The sequence below is a fragment of the Clostridium cadaveris genome (assembly GCF_020911725.1).
GTDB classification, from domain to species: Bacteria; Bacillota; Clostridia; order Clostridiales; family Clostridiaceae; genus Clostridium_X; species Clostridium_X cadaveris.
On record NZ_CP076620.1, the window covers coordinates 105,247 to 124,405 of the forward strand.

Sequence of the window (19,159 nt, forward strand, 5' to 3'; positions counted from 1 at the left end):
TTTCGTGTTAAACTATATAGAACATCATTTTAGACTATAAGAATATTTAGAGTATGAAATAATATATCTGATTCTATGGGTTTTGTTAAATGAGCATTCATTCCTGCACATTTTGCATTATCTATATCATCATTAAAATCGTTTGCTGTCATTGCTATTATAGGTATATTTTTTGCATATTCATTGCCCATTCCTCTAATAATCTTAGTAGACTGAAATCCATCCATTATAGGCATGCGTATATCCATTAAAATGGCATCAAAATAGTTATCACCCTTGGATGTAAAAATTTCTGTAGCGCTTAATCCATCAGTTGCCACCTCTATAATCATATTCCTACTTTCTAAAATTTTCTTAGCTATTTCTATGTTTAGCGGATGGTCCTCAACTAGCAATATTTTTTTGCCTTGAAATTTAAATTCTAGGCCATTCTTTAGCAAATTATAAGATGTATAATTTTTAGGGGAATTACCAATATTATAAATTGATTCTAATGAGGGTTTCATATTTATTTCAACAATAAATTCAGTTCCATGACCTTTTATAGAATTTACATTTATTTTACCTTCCATTAGATTAATTAATTTTTTACATATAGCAAGACCTAAACCAGTGCCCTCATATTTAGAGGTGAAGGCATTATTTTCTTGAGAAAAGGGTTCAAATAAATAAGGAATAAACTCTTTACTTATACCTATTCCATTATCCTTTACTACAAAAACAAAAGTTATCTTATCTTGAGAGATATGTTTTATTGATATATTAAAATTAACCTCTCCTCCTTCAGGAGTGAATTTTATTGCATTTGATATTAGGTTTATAAAAATTTGTTTAAGTTTTATCTCATCACCTATATAATAACGGTTGCCTAAGTAAGGGAATGTAGAGCTATATTTAATTCCATTTTCTTTAGCTTGAGCGTCGCAAATTATATTAATATCATGTATAAATTTAGGCAAATCAATGACTTGACGACTTAAAATTGTTTTTCCGCTTTCAATTTTTCTCATATCGAGAATGTCATTAATTAAGTCTAATAGAAAATTTGCTGAAATTTTTAACTTAGATAATAGATCTAATACTTCAGTAGGATTGTCTATAGATTGAATAGCTAAGTTAGAAAGACCTATTATAGCGTTCATAGGGGTTCGCATTTCATGACTCATGCGTGATAAAAACTCACTCTTTGCTAAGCTTGCTTGATTAGCTGAGCGTAGTGCACTTTTTAAGATTTCATTTTGATTTTTTTCCTTTTGTATAATGTCCGTAATATCCGTACGAGTTAAAAGTACAACCTTTCTTTTTTTATTTATATAAGAACAACGAATTTTTTTTTGTTTAATACTTCCATTTGATTCTTTCATAGAAAAGTAAACAATGTATGTATCAGATACTTCTAAATTTTTAAATATGTTATCTAACTTAAGATTAGAGATAGTTTCTTCTTTTTCTCCATTAATACAAAATGTATTTATGAAGGATTCCATATCTTTTTCATAAGTGTTACAAGTTTTTGATGGCATTGATGACCCATTGCTGTTAGGAAATAGGAGATAGCTATCATTATTACCATTTAGACACATTAAAAAATCATAGTCTAAAGATACTACATTTTGAACGACCTGCTTTAATATTTTTTCTTCATTTATGTTGTATGTGTAAAAGAAACATATTATATCAGCAGTTACAGGATTTTTCAAAAGCTTTGCTGTAGTTGAAACCCACAAATGCTTGTTATGGCTGAATATTCTTTTATATTCAAAAAATATAGTTTTTTCATCTAAGTCATAACACTTAACTAGATTTTCTATATTAAATAAATTAAGAAATTCGGATCTATGTTCTTTATCAGGAATGCTAAATGCAATATGTTTTAAGCTTTCGGTAAATGTACAATTCGTATAATTACATTGAGCTTCAGAATTTTGTATACAAAATTCTTCAATATCATTTTTAGATAAATTAGCCATGACGGATACAATTAAGTTTGGTGATTTAAGTGCCTGTCTATAAGTAATTTCTTTATTATAACAGGACTCTAGGTACTTCATATATGTTACGTCTATAGCATAGCCCATATCTTTTATAGTATGAGAATCATCATAAAACTCTTTTTTATGAATAGTTATATCTATCAAAAAACTTAGGAAAATAATATCACCATTTTCCTCAATAATTTTGCTTTTTTCAAGAACCCATATATAGCTTTTATCTTTTTTCTGTATTTGATATGATATAGAAAATTCATCATTCAATTTGAAATGGGATTGGGTCATTTTGAGCCATGAAATTAAAGTATCTTGATGTATATAAGATAAAGCACAGCAATTATTAGATTCCTTGAATTCCTTCTCTGTTTTATATCCTAGAAGTTTAACTAAGTCATTATTTGCAAATAAAATTTTGTATTCTGGGGCTGCAGATAAGGCTATCATACAGCCTGGAAAAGGCATACTCAAGTATTTTTCTTTAAGAAAATTTGAACAATTCATGGTAGTATTCCTTTCATCTAGTAAGAATTAGATTCAGATTTATATTAATTAAAAGATTTAATAAGATCCTTTTTATCATCTTCGCTAGAAATCACAGTAACAATCCCCATGCGTGCAACTCTTCCATTCCAATCTATGAGTTTTCCTTTGTATAGAAGAATCTCACCTGTTCTGCAACTTTTATAGATATTTGTATACAAGTCGTTACCCTTAAGAGGTTGTTCACTACAAAATGTAAAAGCATTAGGGTGTAATCCTAAAAGGTAACATAAACATTTTGGGGAATCTGGAGGTGCCGAATTTAGAAGTTTTAAGCTTTTAAGGTTTAAGTAGTAAACTTCATGAGTTTCCGCATCACATATGTATATATAAGAATCTTGTTCGTCTAGAATCCACTCTTTATTCATCCAAGAATTTCTTTTTTCTAATTTATGAGACAAACCGTAAAAAGAATATTGATGCTTTCCCTTCTGCTTTGCTTTATATAATGCCTCATCAGCACAAAAATATAAATCTCTAATACTTTTTCCGTCCTTTGGAGCAATTGAAATACCAATGGAACATGTAGGAGAAGGTGCATTTGGAATAACCTCTAGTGATGAAAGTTTTCTTAATATATCATAAGCTATTTTTTCTACATATTCTATATTAGGTATATCTTTTAATAAAACCATAAACTCATCGCCACCCATACGGCAGAGTACAGAAGTATCATTAGTAGAGTTGGATAATATTTGTGAAAATTTTTTAAGTACTGAATCTCCATATACATGTCCAAAAGTATCATTTAGTTGTTTAAAATTATCTATATCAATCATGAATAGAGCTGCATTTTTTTCTTTTACATCTTTATTTTTAAAATAGTCTTCTACATATTTTTCAAAAGATGTTCGGTTAAGTAAAGTTGTAAGAGGATCAGTTTGTGCTGCTAATAGAGCTTTTTGAAGTAATAAAGTATTATCTAGACGTTTTCTTATTACATCGTGCTTAAATGGTTTTTTTATAAGGTCATTTACTCCGCAGTCTAAAGCTTTAGAAATAGAATGTTCATCATCATCCGATATAGTTGCAATAACTGGAACAGTTGAAAATTTAGGAATAGAGCGAAGTTTGTGTATGAATTTATTTCCATCTATGATTAGCATGTTTACATCTAAAAAAATAGCTGAAATTTCTTCTTTTGAATTTTTTAGATTATTTAAAGCTATTTTAGCGTCTTCTAATTCCATAACTATATAATCATTTAAAGCTTCCTTTAATATTTTTCTATTTAACTTATTATTATCAACAATTAAAATTTTTTGTAAAGTAATCATAGTTCCTTCTTTCTAAATCAGCAGTTTTTATCAGTTCTTCATATTTTTCAGTTGTTATAGGTTTTGAAAAATAAAAACCTTGAGCATAATCACATCCAATATTAGTTAAAAATTCTGATTGAGCATTTGTTTCTACACCTTCAGCTACTACTTTAATATTTAACTTATGAGCCATTTCGATAATCGATGACAATATACTTTCACTGCGTGATGCACAATCAGAATCAGATAAGAACTTCATATCAAGCTTTAATGCATCTATTGGAATATCTTTCAAAACATTAAGAGATGAATATCCGCTTCCGAAATCATCCATAAGTATTATAAAACCATAAGAATGAAGATTTGTCATAATTCTTTTAATTATAATTGGATTATCTGTATATGCACTTTCTGTCAATTCTAAATTAAAAAGACCTGGGGAAATATCATATTTTTTTACAAGATTTATAATAGTATTCTCTAGTTTAGGATTATACAAATTCACGCGCGATACATTTACAGATATAGGCAGAGGATTGATGTCTTCGTCTATCCAATCTCTAAGAAGTTTGCAAGCTTTATCCCATACGTAAAAATCTAACTTTGAGATAAATCCATTACGTTCAAATAAGGGAATAAATTCGCTTGGGGAAATTATTCCTTTACTTGGATGTTTCCATCTAACTAAAACTTCTGCACCATTTATAGTATTAGATTTCAAATCATACTTAGGTTGAAAGTATAATTTGAATTGCTCATTTTCTAAAGCCATATCCATATCGTTAGTTATAGCTTGTTCTTTTATAAGGGTTTTGCTTAATGCTTCATTATAAAATGAGTAATACTCCATATAACTGTCCTTACATTGTTTAGCAGCGAGAGTTGCCATATCAAACATGGTATGTATTGGCATAGTATTATCTTCAATTAGATATATTCCAAAGGAAGGGACTATACTGTAATCTAAATCATAATTTTCGAAAGACCTTCTTGCACTTTCTAATAATGCTTTTCCTGCAACGATATCATAAAAAAGACATATACAGAAAACATCAGCTTCTATTCTTCCATAAGTAAACAACTCATTGCCATAGCTAAGTCTTTGCAATTCTGAAGCGATATATTTTAAAAGTCTGTCTCCCTCAGACATTCCAAAAAAGGTATTGATTAATTTGAACCTATCTATATCAAATCTAATAAATGTGAATTTTTTATCTTGATTTTTTATAAGCATTTCTTGGGTAACCTCATAAAATTTTGATTTATTATATATTTCAGTAAGGCTATCAAATTCAGTTATATATTTAAGCTTCTCAAAAGCATGGAGATGACTTCTTTCAATTACATTATTTAATCTAAATTTAATTATTTCTGGGTTATATGGTTTGGATACAAAATCCCAAGCACCTTGTTTTAATGCTTTAATCTCATTATCAATGTCATTATTTTCTGTTGTTATTATGACAGGAATATTTTTAAAAAGAAGATTATGATGAAGAAGATTTAAAACTTCATACCCATCCATTTCAGGCATTACTAAATCAAGCATAACTGCAGAAATTTCGTTTACATATTTATATATCATATCTATTGCAACTTTACCATTTGATGCTTCAATAGCAATGTATTCATTTGAAAGTATTTTACACAATAACTTTCTATTAATTGGATTATCATCAACAACAAGAACTTTTTTTAAATTAGACTTTAAATTTATAGATTGTTTTAAGTCATCTTCTATATTTATAGTAGATGTAATATCAACTTTTTTCACAAAGTATTCCTCCGAACGAATATAGTAGTCTAAAAAAGCCGTAATCAAAGTTAAATACACTTCATTTACGGCAAATAGTCTATTACTAAATTATGATTTTATTTATATTCACACTAAAACTCTTTAATAAAAATTATAATGTTGATTTATAAATATTCATAATTATTACCTAGAATAACATATTAAGTAATAAAAATCAATTATATAAAGAATAATTTTACAATTTACTCTTTATATAATTAGTATATTAAGTAATTATCATAAAATTATGATATTAAGTAAGCTTTTTATTAAATTGCAATAGCGTTTCTTAGGTGATATATAATTTTAAATATATTATGATAAAAATCAAATAGAGGAATTATTTTTTTTATGAAGAAGTGTTTATTTATACAACTGTGAAAGGAGATGAGAAAGTGTTGCCTAAAATAGGATTAAGTTTTTCAGAAGCTTTTGACAGAACGCCTGGGAACTTCTTAATACCATCAAACTATATTAATAGTATAATAGATAATGGGGGAATACCTGTAATACTTCCAGTTACATCAGATACTTCATTTGCAAAAGAATATGCAATGATGTTGGACGGGTTACTTATACCTGGCGGAGAGGATATTAATCCATTATTGTATGGAGAGGATTCTATGCCAAAGGTGACTTATATGAACATGGTCAAAGATGAATTTGAAATTGCTTTGATAAAAGAGTTTCATAATCTGGGTAAGCCTATTATGGGAATATGTAGAGGAATGCAGCTTATTAATGTTGTATTTGGAGGAAATCTCATTCAAGATATACCTTCAAGAGAATACAAGTGCATTTCTCATGAGCAAGCTATAGAAATACCTTCTGAGCCTACTCATGAAATAAATATTAATAAATCTTCATTTTTATATAGGACATTAGGTAAGGAAAGCATAGTTGTAAATTCGTATCATCATCAAGCTATTGATAGAATTGCTGATGGATTTATAGTTTCAGCAATAGCTAAGGATGGAATAGTTGAGGCAATAGAGAATAAAGAGAAGAATATTTTTGCTGTACAATGGCATCCTGAATGTATGTATAAAAGATTTGAAGATATTTCAAAAATATTTAAGTTGCTATGTGAAAAAGCATCTAAACATTAAATTAAATATAAAATCATATAAATGAGAAAGGATGAATTTGTGAATGAATTCATCCTTTTTATAAAAGGTGGTAAATTTCTATGTTGCAATCAATATAAATAAAGAACTTAATAAAGATGAAAATATTAGTATTATAGTTGCAGTGTAATTATAAACTTAGCTCCACCACTTTCATTATTTTCAGCAACAATATCTCCGTTCATGTATTGAGCAGCTGATTTAGCGGTGGACATTCCTAGACCAAAATTTCCATCCTTACCTTTGTAAAAGCGAGTGAAGATATACTTTAAATCTTCTTCGTTAAGTCCACAGCCATCATCTGATATAACTATATAGAGTTTATCAGCAGAAGTAGATACATCAATTTTTATAGTTGTTTTAGCATAACGTATTGAATTGGAGATTATATTCATGATTATATTAGAAAGCAGAGAATAGTCTGCATTCACTACTATTTTTTCATCACTAAATGAAGTTTTAATATGCTTTCCCTCTCTAAAGGCATAACCCTCTAATTTTTTTACTTCTTCTTCAACAAAATCATTTATACTTATTGGAATAATGTGAACTGGCTGATTTAAGGTATCCATTCTTGAAAGAATAAGAATTTGGTCAACAATTGAAGATAATCTTTTACTTTCCTCAATTATTATATTAGCAGCAGCTTTTTGGTCATCAAAATAACCTTCTCGAAGTCCTTCGGCATATCCTTGAATAGACATTAATGGAGTACGAAGCTCATGGGAAACATTTTGAAGGGATATTTTTTGACTCTCATTGAAAGCCTTCAATCTCTTTACCATTATGTTTAGATTGTCAGCTAGAGTTTGCAGTTCTATGCTATTTGAATCAATGGTAACTGGAAAAAGAATTCCGTTTCCTATATCGGTAGCTTGATTGCTCAATTTTTTTATGGGTTTTGATAAATGAACAGCCACAACATAGATAACCACTAAAAACAATATGGTTACTCCAATTAATATAGAGCCTAATGTTCGATTAGTTGATTTTAGGATTATTTTAAAATTATAAGTAGATGAAAAAATATAAACATTATTCTGCGAATCTATATCGACTTTAGTTAAATAATATAAGCCTTTTCCTACTTTTAATCTTTGAACCTTTCCATGATGAAACAAATGGGTTTTAGAGGTATCTAAAATTTCTTTTATAGTTGAATAGTCTAGATTTGCAGAGGAATATTTAATGTTAGAATCATTATCAGAGATTATCAACTCAACCAATGTATCTTTTGATGCATTATTTAACAGATGATTATGGGTTTGAGCAAGGTCTTCTAAAGTTATTTCCTGTTGTGGAACATCAGTATAGAGTCTCTCCATGGCAGCGGAAATATAGCTTAAAGAGTCAGATAAACTACTGTCGAAAGTATATATCAAAACTATATTAAATAAAATAAAGATTCCAAGAGACATCATAATTACTAAAAAAAGAATAGGTCTAGCAAATATAGACCTAAGTTCACGCATTTTTTTAGGTTTACTCATTTTTATCAAATCCTATTCTAAAACCATAACCTCTTATGGTTTCTATCTTAATTGAAGAAGCTATATCCACAAGTTTTTTTCTAAGCCTTTTCATGGTATCATCTGTAGCTCGGGTATCTATGACTTTTATATCAAATTCCCATATATTTCGAAGAAGCTCATCGCGTGATATAGCTTTATCTGCATTGTCTATTAGATAAGTTATGACTTTATATTCTGTAGGTGTTAATGAAATTGGGGTACCGTCTTTTGTAATCTCTCGCCGTTTTTTATTTACTACTAAGTCGCCATAAGTTAGCATATCATCATTTCTTAAACTGTTACTGTGCATTTCTATTCTACGGAATATAGCCTGAACTCGTACTACAAGTTCTATTGGAGAAAATGGCTTTGTAAGATAATCATCACTTCCTATAGTGATACCTGTGATTTTATCCATTTCACTATCTTTGGCTGATACTATTATGATAGGAACTGTGCTTTTTTCTCTTATAAGATTACAAATGGATAAACCATCTACACCAGGAAGCATTATATCCAATACTAATAGGTCAGCAGGGTTATCATCAAAAGCTTTTAGAAGAGTTTCACCGCAATCAAAGGTTTCAACTCTAAAGCCAGATTTCTCTAAAAAAATCTTTTCTAGATCTCTTATGTGTTTTTCATCCTCTGCTATATAAATCAATTTCTCCATAAAAATCCCCCTAAATTCTGTTATATATTCAGTAGATCTTAATAAAATTCTAATATAAATTAAAAGCTAAGTGAACTTATTATTTAAAAAGATGGATTTTTCCACTATCGTTTAAATTTTTAATTATAATCGCTATTGCTGGAAGAATAAATAAGCCTATAAAGCCAAATACCTTTACGCCTACAAACATACATATAAGCATCACTATCGGATGCATGCCTACTTGAGCTCCAACGATTTTTGGTTCTAATATATTACGAACAACTGTTATGAGCATGTATAATGTGGCAAGTCCTAGTGCTAGATAAACATTTCCGCGTATAAGCTCTATTATAACCCAAGGAATTAATATACCGCCTGTGCCTAAAATCGGAAGGATATCAAGCAAAGCTATAATTGCAGCTATAGTTACCCCATTTTCAATTCTAAGAATAAAGAAGCCAAGTGATAATTCTAAAAATGTTAAAGCCATCAATATGCTGTATGCTTTTATAAATTTAAATAGAGTTCCAACGATATAATGTTTGACATCAAAGATTATGTCTCTGACTTTTGGTGAAAACTGTCTTACTATAAAAGTTGTTATTCTAGTGTAATCAATAGTAAAGAAAAAGGATGAAATTATCGATAGTATTACTGTTATAAAAAATGATGGTATAGATGAAAAAATGGAATATATAGAGCTTATAACTGTTGAGGATACAGAAGATATAACAGAGCCAAGGGAATTAGAAAAAGATATAGTTATAGCTTCAATATCTTTAACTAAGGCTGGGTCAAGTCTCCCAAGAATACTTTCAATGTTAGAGAACATGTTATATACTGCTGGCTCAATACTTGAAGAGTACATATCAGGTAACTTTAAAAATAGTTCTTTCATCGATATAAAAAGTCTTGTACCTAATAGAATTAAAAGTCCAACTACAATAGCATAAAACAATAAAACTACTATTGCTGATAATGGCTTTCTGCTTATATGAAGTTTTTCAGATAAAAAACTTATTAGCGGTTTTAAGATGGATGACACCGCAAATCCTATGACAAATGGCATAAACCATATTAAACCGTATTTAATTGCCACAAAAATTAGAGCCGACACAGTAATAAAATATAGTACATTAATGATAAAATTTCGTTTATTATCAATATCCAACAGTTTCACTCCTTAATTAAAAATTGGATGTTTATTACAATAAATTATAGATAATATAATATTTATTTGCAAATTTATTCCTTAAGATGTCCTTTTATAATAGGGACAGCTATTTTGGATAATTTGAAGTTATTAAATTCGCTGTCATTAAAAGCAGATCTAGAATTTCCAATGGAATTATTGCTATCTTTGGGTTTAAATTTTTCTATAGTAAAGAGAACTGATGGAGATTCGTCCATTTTCATAACTAAATTATCATCAATGAAAAATATTTTTATAGTTCTGGTATTAGACATTTCTATAAAGGATATGGAAAGCTTTAAAACCATATTATCATCTTCATCTAAAGTAAATTTTCCTGTAGCTGCAACCCTATAATTTTCTCCTTTAAATTGGAGATCACTATATAAGTATTGACCAAAACCAACAAAAAACTTATTGTTATTGAATTTTTCTTTTATAGAAATACAAAACTTTTCATTTTCTATATTAAAAGATATTTCGCTTATTCCTTCAGAAAAATTGTTCTGTATGCATTGAGTTATAAGAGGTAGTATACCAGCCGAAGAAGATTCCATAGAATAAATTTTTCCTGAAATTTCTTTTGCGGCTTCAGGAAGATAGAAAGATTTTGATTTTTTCTCTGAAGAGTAAGAAATCTTTCTATACCAAGGTACTATTGAAGGCGATGGTGTTGAAATTGGTTCTCCAAACTTAAGGGAGTGCAAGGTTTCTTTCAAGTCATAGAAGTTTGTTTTATTTTCTTCTAAGGCTTTGTCACTGAATTTTACATCATCGTTAAAATATTTAGTTACTATATCTATGGTTGAGCCTTGAGGAAGAAGGTTGGTACTTCCGCTAGTCATAGCAATGACAATGTCTTGTTTAGGAAGCACCATAACATATTGTCCAAAGAGACCATTAAATTGGAAGGCGGTAGATATGGTATTGTGCATCCACATTTGGTATCCATAAGCTCTGCTTGATATTCCGTTATCTTCTTTTGCATGTTCTATAGTAGACGCATTTACCCATTCCTCAGAAACAATTTGTTTTTCTTCGCCTGCAACTATCCATTTTCCTTTTTGTAGATAAAGCTGACCTAGTTTTGCCATATCTTCTAGTGTTATATAGCAGCCCCATCCCCCTTTTTCATTACCACGAGGACACTTCTCCCATATTACATCTGATATACCTAAAGGTTCAAATAAAAAAGGGGTTAGATATTCTAAAAGCCCCGAACCTGTTTTTCGTTTTACGATTGCAGAAAGCATATAAGAATTCATACTGTTATAGACAAATTTGCTTCCAGGTTCAAAAGCAGTATCTGAGTCTAGAAATGACTTCACCCAATCTTTTGAAAGAATTGAAGAGTACTCATTAAACCTTATTCCTGAAGTCATGGTAAGAAGATGTTCTACAGTTATAGACTTTACTCGTTTTGATGTCAATATAGAAGTTTTTTTCAGGGAATATATCAACGATTTTTTCATTTATATCAATAAGCCCTTGATCAACAGCTATTCCTACAGCCATAGAGGTTATGCTTTTACATAGTGAGTGAGTTATATGAGGATATTCTTCTAAATATGGGGACCACATTCCTGAAGATATTATTTTACCGTGACGTAATATCATAAGGCCGTGGGCATTTATATCTTTTGTATTAGATATCTCTTTATAAAAGTCATTTAGATACTTAGATGATACACCTTGTGATTCTGGAGTTACCCTTGCAAGAGGGTAATCATTCTTTTTAGGAGGAAAGAATTTAAGTTTTTGTGGTACAAAATCATAAGTCAAGATATCGCTAGTTACATCACCGTTCAAAAACTTATTAAAGAAATCCATCTTTTTTATCTCAGCTAAAAATACCATTTATTTATATAGCCTCCTTTTGTAGTGACATTTTAGGTGCTTTTTTAACTACCTGCATGTTAGCATATATTTTTTCTAATCTCTCATCAGGATAATGCTTGTCTAAAAATCTTGTAAGAGAGTTATTTATTTCTATATTTTCACGACGTTGTCTTTGACGGTTAACAGCTAGTGAGGAAATTATAAGATCCCATAAGAAAAATGCTGCTATAAACCAAGTTAGGGGTATGCCAATATGATTTGGGATATTTTCTATGAAATCACTTATATATGGATAGGTATTTCTTATAAATATTAACCCTAGGAATCCCCAGCATACTGCAAAGGATGCATTAGTTCTTCCATTGAGATTAAGAGGTGTATGGCTGTATTCCCAAGATATTGTTCCAAAAACTTTTTCTTGGAAAAGAGAACATATATATTCGAAGAGCGCTCCGATAACAGCACAAGCTAAAAATATAAATACTCCATTTGTCTCTGCTATAGGATTTAAAGTTAATGTTAGAAGTACAGCTCCGAATCCATATACGGGACTTATAGGTCCGTAGATTACACCCTTTCTACTTTCAAAGTAACCATGCTTCAAGTAGCACCAAAGCATCTCTGCCATATAGCCTAGCACACATCCGATAACAAATACCCAAACTAACTTATAGATATTAATTCCTTGAGCAAATGAATCCATAAAATCACCTTTCCTTAAAATTTTTATTAAATCTATTTAATGAATCTTTGGAGGAGAGTCCAGCGGTGCTGTTATGGTGGAATATTAAAGAGAACACCGCTGATACTACATTATAGGGTCAGTAGTCTAAAAATACGTTCCAGTACTCTTTGACATATCCCTTGATTCTTGAAAGCTTCGTAATCTAGTTCTATACAGTTTTTCTTGTCATTATTATAGAAAACTGGCTATGTCAATTCAAAGGATGTATTGTGGCAGTTTTGTGTCAATACTTAGAAAATCAATTGAAGAGTTTTCTTTGAAGAATTGACTTTAAAAATTAGGCATTATATCATTAAATAGGAATTATAATTCTGAAAATTAAAATAATTATATTTTTTTGGATTTAAGGAGATAAAATGAAAATAGAAGAAATTAAAACGAAGCGTTTAAATCTTAGAGGTTATAAAAAATCAGATGCAGACTTTGTAATAAGTATGTGGAATGATCCTGAAATGGGTAAATATATGCCAGACCCATCAATAGAAAATATGGATGATGAATACAGAAAGGTGTATGATACCTTAGAAGATGATGAAGAATGTTGCTACTTGATTGCAGAATATTTAGTCACAGGAGAACGTATCGGAGCATGTAGTTTCATAGCAAGTGAAGATAGACAAACCTATGATTTGGGCTATAGTGTACACAAGAAATTTTGGAGAAATGGTTATGGAACAGAAATGGCACAAGCCATGATTGATTATGTGAAATCTCATGGTGCAAAAATAATTACAGCACCAGTAAACAAGCAAAATGTTGCTTCTAATGCAGTGATGAAAAAATTAGGTTTTAGCATAGTTGGTGAACATAGAACTAAGAAAATGGGCACTGATATTATTATTGATGAGTATTTGTATAGGCTGTATTTATAAAAGTTAAAAGTGGAAAAACATAATTTTAAATTTATGGGTAAGGTATTTTAATTGATATTGGTTAATTTAAAAGATAAAAATCAATTATTAGATATTTGAAACAATGATAAATGATATGAAAAAACAGGGGATGAAAGATTTTAGAGGAGAGACAAGAGTAACAAACTATTCTATGCAAAAAGTATTTAGTGATTTTGGATTCAGAAATGTGGAAACTTTTAAAGGGTATTATGATAATCCAACTGAGGACGCATATAGATATCATTTATAAGGGATTAAGATGAATAAAGATAATGACGTAGATAAAAGAAGAAATTCTTGAAATTAAAATATAATAAAAACTTACTATTGGAAACCTAAATGGTTTCCTTTTCTTTATAAAATATAGTATATCAAGAAGTATGGATTTATTTTTCTTTTGAATGTATTCGCTTAAATTCTTAATGATTTAGGGTTATGTTAACATACGTTGCTTGTAGCAACAGCTTAATATTGATTATAATATACTTAAAAAAGGAGGAGCTTTGTATGTTTAATGAAAATCTAAAGGCAATGAGAAAAGCAAAGGGAATTTCGCAAGAAGAACTTGCTATTAAAATAAATGTAGTTCGTCAGACAATTCTAAATAGGAGAAAGGACTATCTGTACCTGATGGGGAGATGTTAATTCGAATTGCTGATGTTTTTGAAGTATCGGTGAGTTAACTTTTAGGAGCAATGGTAGATGGTGAAAAAGATATTAATACAGTGGCAGAACAACTATCCAGAATTAACGAGCAGCTAGCAATTAAAAATCGTCGCTATAACCGTATTTGGAAGACTATTGCCATTGTTATTGCGGCTCTTGTTGCCTTAAATATTTTATTATTTGCAATAAGTGCAGTGAATGTAGCGAAGTTAATTACAACGGAAACAGAAACTGTACGTCCAGAAAAGTAAACAAGCAAAGAGAATCCTAAAATATAGAGACTAAAGACATTTGAGAAAAGAGGGAGTTAAGGTGGCAAATTCAAAAATTAAAACTAATGCTATGAGAATTTTAGATAAGGCAAAAGTAAACTATAATTTATATAATTATGACAGCAATGGAGAAGCTGTAGATGGTGTATCTGTAGCTCATATGATAGGAAAACCAGAAGAGCAAGTGTTTAAGACTTTAGTAACTCAAGGTGCCAGCAGAGAATTTTATGTTTTTGTAATTCCGGTAGCAAAGGAATTGGATTTGAAAGCAGCAGCAAGATCTGTAGGAGAAAAGTCAGTTGAAATGATAAAAGTGGCTGATATAAATAAGATAACGGGATACGTACGTGGTGGATGCTCACCTGTAGGAATGAAAAAGAGCTATAAAACTGTCATAGATGCAGCCTGTGAAAATGTAGATACGATAATAGTAAGTGCAGGAAAGATAGGATATCAGATAGAAATAAAACCAAAGGAATTGGTAGAGCTTGTAAGAGGAGAAATTGAATCAATAATCCATTAGGATAGTTGATAAAGAAAATATAAAAATAGAGATTGACAATACGTACTGTTAATATGTATTGTCAATCAAGATATACTAACTTAACTAAAGCTTAAGACAATTACTCATTGCTTTGCACACATCTTCGGCCATTTCTTTATTAGGCATTTCGCAGAACAACCTTATAAGAGGCTCTGTTCCAGAGAATCTAGCGATTATCCAGCCTCCGTTTTCAAAGTAAACCTTGCATCCATCAATATAAGATACTTTTTCTACAGGGTAATTGAATGTTGGAAGAAGTTTTTCAGTAAATAACTTGTAGGCTAGATCTTCTTTTAACTTTGGTGTTAAAGTAAAATTCTGTTCTGTAAAGTATAAACTTCCATATTGATCAGTTATTTCAGAGTAAAGTTCGGAGAGGCTCTTTCCAGTTATAGCTATCATTTCAACTAAGAAAGCGGCAGCATATATTCCATCTTTACCGTGTATATGACCTTTTACAGTAAGACCCCCAGAGGACTCACCCCCTATTATTGCATCTGTTTCAGTCATTTTAGATGATATATGTTTAAAACCAACAGGAACTTCGTAACATTGTTGTCCAAAATCTTTTGCAACCCTATCTAATATGTGAGTTGTGGAATTATTTCTTACAATAGGTCCACGCCAGCCTTTATATTTCATTAAATAATAATATAAAAGAACTAAGATCTCATTTGGGTGAAGAAAGTCGCCGTTATTATCAATGACACCTATACGGTCAGCATCACCATCTGTTGCTATTCCTAAATCGCAATTGTATTCTAGAACATAATTTCTAAGCTTGCTTAGGGTATTTATGTTTGGAGCGGGAAGTCTGCCTCCAAATAGAGTGTCATGTCTTTCGTGAATAACTAGAAGCTCACATCTTAGAGTCATAAGAATAGTACTTAAGGAAGTTTGACTTACGCCGTACATTGGGTCGAGAGTTATTTTCATTCTTGATTTCATTATAGCTTCAGTATTTACCTTATCTAAGATGCTGTCTATATATTCATTGAATGGATCGATTTCTTCGATTAATCCTTGTTTTTTAGCTTCATTGAATTCAATAATAGAAACAGGAACATCATTAAATTTATCTATATATTGCTCTATTTTGTTGGTGACAGTTTCATCAGCATCGCGACCACCATGGGTAAAAACTTTAATGCCATTGTATATTGCAGGATTATGGCTGGCTGTTATGGCCATTCCATAATGTAAATCATACATATTTACAGTGAACATAATAAGTGGGGTTGGGGCCTCTCTATCGAGGATACGACAATGTATATTCTCAGCCGCCATAACTTCAGCCGCCCAGCGAGCTGATTGTAGTGAAAGAAATCTTCTATCATAGCCTATACATATACCATTGTCTGACTTTCCTTCATCTTTCATCATTTTAGCAAGGGCACGAGTTAAAATTTGTACATTAGATTTTGTGAACTCGTCACCTATTATGGCACGCCATCCACCAGTTCCAAATTTAATCATAAATATTACCTCCCACTTTGTATTTTTTAGATTAATGATTGTTTAATTTATCTTTAAACTCTTTTGGAGTAACTCCAACTATTTTTTTAAAGGTTACACTAAAATATCTTTGATCTTTATATCCTATTTGCTCAGCGATTTCATAAATCTTTGTAGATGGATTTGAGAGAAGTTTACAGGCTTTTTTTATACGGTAATTAGATATATAGTCACCAATTGTATAGCCAGTCTCCTCTTTAAATATTCGACTTATATGGCTATCGCTTATCATAAGATTTTTAGCAATGTCTTTTACTCCGATGTCATTAGAATAATTGATCTTTATATAATCAACTGCTTTTTGGACATAAGCTGATTTTGCTGTATCGCTGCAAGAGAAGTATTCCTTGAAGAATATTATTCTGCTGTCGCTAGTCTTATCCATTTGATATTGAAGTTTATCAAGTTGCTTTTTCTGATGTATTTCATTACAGGCATGTTTTATGCTGTTTAATAACTCATCATCATCAATAGGTTTTAATAGATAATCCTTTACTCCAAGTTTTAAAGCACTTCGAGCATATTCAAATTCACTGTAACCAGACATGATTATAAAAACGGTATTTGTTTTTGAAATTACTTTTTCTATCATCTCAATTCCATCGAGACCAGGCATTTTAATATCCGTTATTACTATGTCAGGATGCAGTTTTTCAATTATTTCGGCACCTTCAATACCATTTTCTGCTTCTCCAATAACTTCACAGTCTATATCCTCCCAAGGAGTAGTGAAGATTAGCCCTTTCCTAAGAAGGCTAGAGTCCTCTACAACAACTACCTTATACATGAAATCACTCCTCCGATTTAATCATAGGTACAGCGAGAATTACTGTAGTACCTATGTTTTGTTTGCTTTGTATCTTAATGCCATACTTTTCACCATAGTAAAGCTTTAATCTTCTGTTTGTATTTTGAAGTCCAATACTGTCATTAGTTTCTGAGGATTTAATAGCTGTCTTTATTTCTGCTAACTTTTCCTCACTCATTCCTATGCCGTCATCTTTTACTTCAAAGACTATATCTTCATTGTTTTGATAGAATCTTATAGATATTGTACCAGCACCGATTTTATTTTCTATGCCATGAATTATTGCATTTTCAACTATAGGTTGTATAGTAAGCTTAGGAATTTTACAGTATAGGATATTAGGATCTACATATATATCTATATTTAATTTCTCTGCATATCGTATTTTCTCTATAGCTAAATAACTCTCGATAAATTTCATACTTTCTTCAACAGTGACTATATCTATGTGATTATTAATATTATTTTTAAGAAGTAAACCAAGCTTTGTTACAACAGTATTTATATCGTCAAATTGTTTTAGCTTTGCGAGCCACTTTATTGAATCAAGGGTATTATATAGAAAGTGAGGGTTTATCTGAGAGTAGAGATTTTTGAGCTCGGCTAATCTCAGTCTATCCTGCTTTTCTAAATTAACCTTGAATAGATTATCAACTTTAACAATCATCTTATTTAGTCCGCTTGCAAGATCACCGATTTCATCATCCCTATTTATATCTGTTCGAGCTGTCATATCACCAGTTTCTACTTTTTTAATCACAGAGACTATATTTTTTATAGGCTTGGTTACACTACGAGCTAGAACCCATGAAACTATAAAGCATAAAAGGAGTGAAAATACAGCAATTATTGATGTGGTTAATGTTATATAGTTGAAATTATCCAATATTAGATCCACTGGTACTGAACACATTATTATAAGATTATTCATATTTGAATTTTTGTTTGCCACTAAAAGTTTTTGATCATTTAAATTGTAAAATCTAGTACTAAGATCATTTTTGATAAGTGAATGCTTAAAATCTGCATTAAAGAAATTTACTTTATCCATTGGAAAAGTCTCATTATAAACTACATAGAACTGTTTGTCTGTAATGGTGTAAGCTAGTGGAAGAGAACCTTCACCAGCATGCATATAATCTCTTAGGGCTTTTTCAGGGATATCTATAACTGCATAGCCAATAATTTTGTCACCATCCCTTATAGTTTTAGCAATGGATAAGGCTATTTCTACACCGTTATCCATAGTATATCTGTTTGGATATACTATAGGAGATATGCTATTAGAGATAGCACGGAATAATCCCCATTGTCTATTATGTGAAACATTATAGATTTTAGGTAATTTAGAAGTGGAAACGGAAAAACTATCATCAGCTTTAAATAAGTGCATCTCCATTTTAGATGTTTGTCCAGATAGCAACAGATACATCTTATTATAAATTTTGTTGATATCTTCTTGAGATTGATTATTTATGCTCAAAATACTATAGATCTCTGCATCGTTGCAAAATACAGTAAGCTTGTCTTTGTAAGTGGTTAATAAATTATTGACTCTGGATTCTGTAACTTGAGTAGCTTGAATTAACTGATTTTCAACTCTATTCATAGAGACTTGCTGTGATATAAATTTAGTAAAGAAACCAAGCAAAATTACTGGAAGTATGCTAACTAGCATAAAGTAAAATAATATTTTAGAAAAAAAGCTTCTTCCTTTTGCTTGATTTTTCATATTGCCACACCACCATCAAAACTATTTTAATGAATAATTTCATTGAATTTCTTATATAAAATAAGTATACCATTT

18 protein-coding genes are annotated in these 19,159 nt (G+C 30.2%); 6 read left to right on the forward strand and 12 right to left on the reverse strand.

The annotated features are described in order from the left end of the window. Window positions 1-29 precede the first annotated feature (29 nt). Genes KQH81_RS00515 through KQH81_RS00525 form a run of 3 tightly spaced genes read right to left on the reverse strand, consistent with a single transcriptional unit; the run spans window position 30 to window position 5,564 of the window. A complete protein-coding gene (locus KQH81_RS00515; RefSeq protein ID WP_027639470.1) occupies window positions 30-2,492 on the reverse strand; it encodes a hybrid sensor histidine kinase/response regulator in 2,463 nt (820 codons plus the stop codon). 44 nt (window positions 2,493-2,536) lie between these two features. After that, window positions 2,537-3,808 (reverse strand): GGDEF domain-containing response regulator, encoded by a 1,272-nt coding sequence (locus KQH81_RS00520; RefSeq protein ID WP_027639469.1) that lies wholly within the window; start codon window positions 3,806-3,808, stop codon window positions 2,537-2,539. Next, window positions 3,777-5,564, reverse strand: a complete 1,788-nt coding sequence (locus tag KQH81_RS00525; RefSeq protein WP_230028653.1) for a two-component system response regulator — start codon at window positions 5,562-5,564, stop codon at window positions 3,777-3,779. Before KQH81_RS00525 ends, KQH81_RS00520 begins: the two co-directional genes overlap by 32 nt. A 416-nt stretch (window positions 5,565-5,980) precedes the next feature. Between KQH81_RS00525 and KQH81_RS00530 the strand changes: the two genes are divergently transcribed. Then, window positions 5,981-6,694 (forward strand): gamma-glutamyl-gamma-aminobutyrate hydrolase family protein, encoded by a 714-nt coding sequence (locus KQH81_RS00530; RefSeq protein WP_051196317.1) that lies wholly within the window; start codon window positions 5,981-5,983, stop codon window positions 6,692-6,694. A gap of 131 nt (window positions 6,695-6,825) precedes the next feature. On the opposite strand, the gene KQH81_RS00535 is transcribed toward KQH81_RS00530, so the two are convergent. The 6 genes from KQH81_RS00535 to KQH81_RS00560 all read right to left on the reverse strand — a co-directional run bounded on the left by KQH81_RS00535 (window position 6,826) and on the right by KQH81_RS00560 (window position 12,612). Continuing rightward, window positions 6,826-8,202 (reverse strand): sensor histidine kinase, encoded by a 1,377-nt coding sequence (locus KQH81_RS00535; protein ID WP_074844934.1) that lies wholly within the window; start codon window positions 8,200-8,202, stop codon window positions 6,826-6,828. Then, window positions 8,195-8,896 carry a response regulator transcription factor gene (locus tag KQH81_RS00540; protein ID WP_168972321.1) on the reverse strand — a complete coding sequence of 234 codons (702 nt, stop codon included), beginning with the start codon at window positions 8,894-8,896 and terminating at the stop codon, window positions 8,195-8,197. Before KQH81_RS00540 ends, KQH81_RS00535 begins: the two co-directional genes overlap by 8 nt. Before the next feature lie 79 nt (window positions 8,897-8,975). After that, complete coding sequence (gene ytvI / locus KQH81_RS00545) at window positions 8,976-10,049, reverse strand: sporulation integral membrane protein YtvI (RefSeq protein ID WP_168972320.1); 1,074 nt, start codon at window positions 10,047-10,049, stop codon at window positions 8,976-8,978. 74 nt (window positions 10,050-10,123) lie between these two features. Then, complete coding sequence (locus KQH81_RS00550) at window positions 10,124-11,452, reverse strand: serine hydrolase domain-containing protein (protein WP_230028655.1); 1,329 nt, start codon at window positions 11,450-11,452, stop codon at window positions 10,124-10,126. Further along, window positions 11,430-11,927: a serine hydrolase domain-containing protein gene (locus tag KQH81_RS00555; protein ID WP_230028657.1), complete on the reverse strand. Its 498-nt coding sequence runs from the start codon at window positions 11,925-11,927 to the stop codon at window positions 11,430-11,432. Before KQH81_RS00555 ends, KQH81_RS00550 begins: the two co-directional genes overlap by 23 nt. A gap of 4 nt (window positions 11,928-11,931) precedes the next feature. Further along, window positions 11,932-12,612: a putative ABC transporter permease gene (locus KQH81_RS00560; RefSeq protein ID WP_051196260.1), complete on the reverse strand. Its 681-nt coding sequence runs from the start codon at window positions 12,610-12,612 to the stop codon at window positions 11,932-11,934. 398 nt (window positions 12,613-13,010) lie between these two features. Here KQH81_RS00560 and KQH81_RS00565 point away from each other — a divergent pair, with 398 nt between their 5' ends. The 5 genes from KQH81_RS00565 (at window position 13,011) to ybaK (ending at window position 15,008) form a co-directional block, all read left to right on the forward strand. Further along, a complete protein-coding gene (locus tag KQH81_RS00565; protein WP_074844922.1) occupies window positions 13,011-13,526 on the forward strand; it encodes a GNAT family N-acetyltransferase in 516 nt (171 codons plus the stop codon). A gap of 130 nt (window positions 13,527-13,656) precedes the next feature. Continuing rightward, complete coding sequence (locus KQH81_RS00570; RefSeq protein ID WP_168972318.1) at window positions 13,657-13,797, forward strand: GNAT family protein; 141 nt, start codon at window positions 13,657-13,659, stop codon at window positions 13,795-13,797. Between the two features lie 257 nt (window positions 13,798-14,054). After that, window positions 14,055-14,192, forward strand: coding sequence for a helix-turn-helix transcriptional regulator (locus KQH81_RS00575; protein ID WP_230028660.1), 138 nt, complete (start codon window positions 14,055-14,057; stop codon window positions 14,190-14,192). 50 nt (window positions 14,193-14,242) lie between these two features. Beyond that, complete coding sequence (locus tag KQH81_RS00580) at window positions 14,243-14,464, forward strand: hypothetical protein (protein ID WP_230028662.1); 222 nt, start codon at window positions 14,243-14,245, stop codon at window positions 14,462-14,464. A gap of 91 nt (window positions 14,465-14,555) precedes the next feature. Further along, window positions 14,556-15,008 (forward strand): Cys-tRNA(Pro) deacylase, encoded by a 453-nt coding sequence (ybaK, locus tag KQH81_RS00585; RefSeq protein WP_035770804.1) that lies wholly within the window; start codon window positions 14,556-14,558, stop codon window positions 15,006-15,008. Between the two features lie 84 nt (window positions 15,009-15,092). Here the strand turns inward: ybaK and KQH81_RS00590 are convergent, their stop codons facing one another. Genes KQH81_RS00590 through KQH81_RS00600 form a run of 3 tightly spaced genes read right to left on the reverse strand, consistent with a single transcriptional unit; the run spans window position 15,093 to window position 19,084 of the window. Beyond that, window positions 15,093-16,505: a phosphoglucomutase/phosphomannomutase family protein gene (locus KQH81_RS00590; protein WP_074844919.1), complete on the reverse strand. Its 1,413-nt coding sequence runs from the start codon at window positions 16,503-16,505 to the stop codon at window positions 15,093-15,095. 31 nt (window positions 16,506-16,536) lie between these two features. After that, window positions 16,537-17,331, reverse strand: a complete 795-nt coding sequence (locus KQH81_RS00595; protein ID WP_027638985.1) for a response regulator transcription factor — start codon at window positions 17,329-17,331, stop codon at window positions 16,537-16,539. A gap of 4 nt (window positions 17,332-17,335) precedes the next feature. Beyond that, a complete protein-coding gene (locus KQH81_RS00600; RefSeq protein WP_230028664.1) occupies window positions 17,336-19,084 on the reverse strand; it encodes a sensor histidine kinase in 1,749 nt (582 codons plus the stop codon). Window positions 19,085-19,159: the final 75 nt, after the last annotated feature.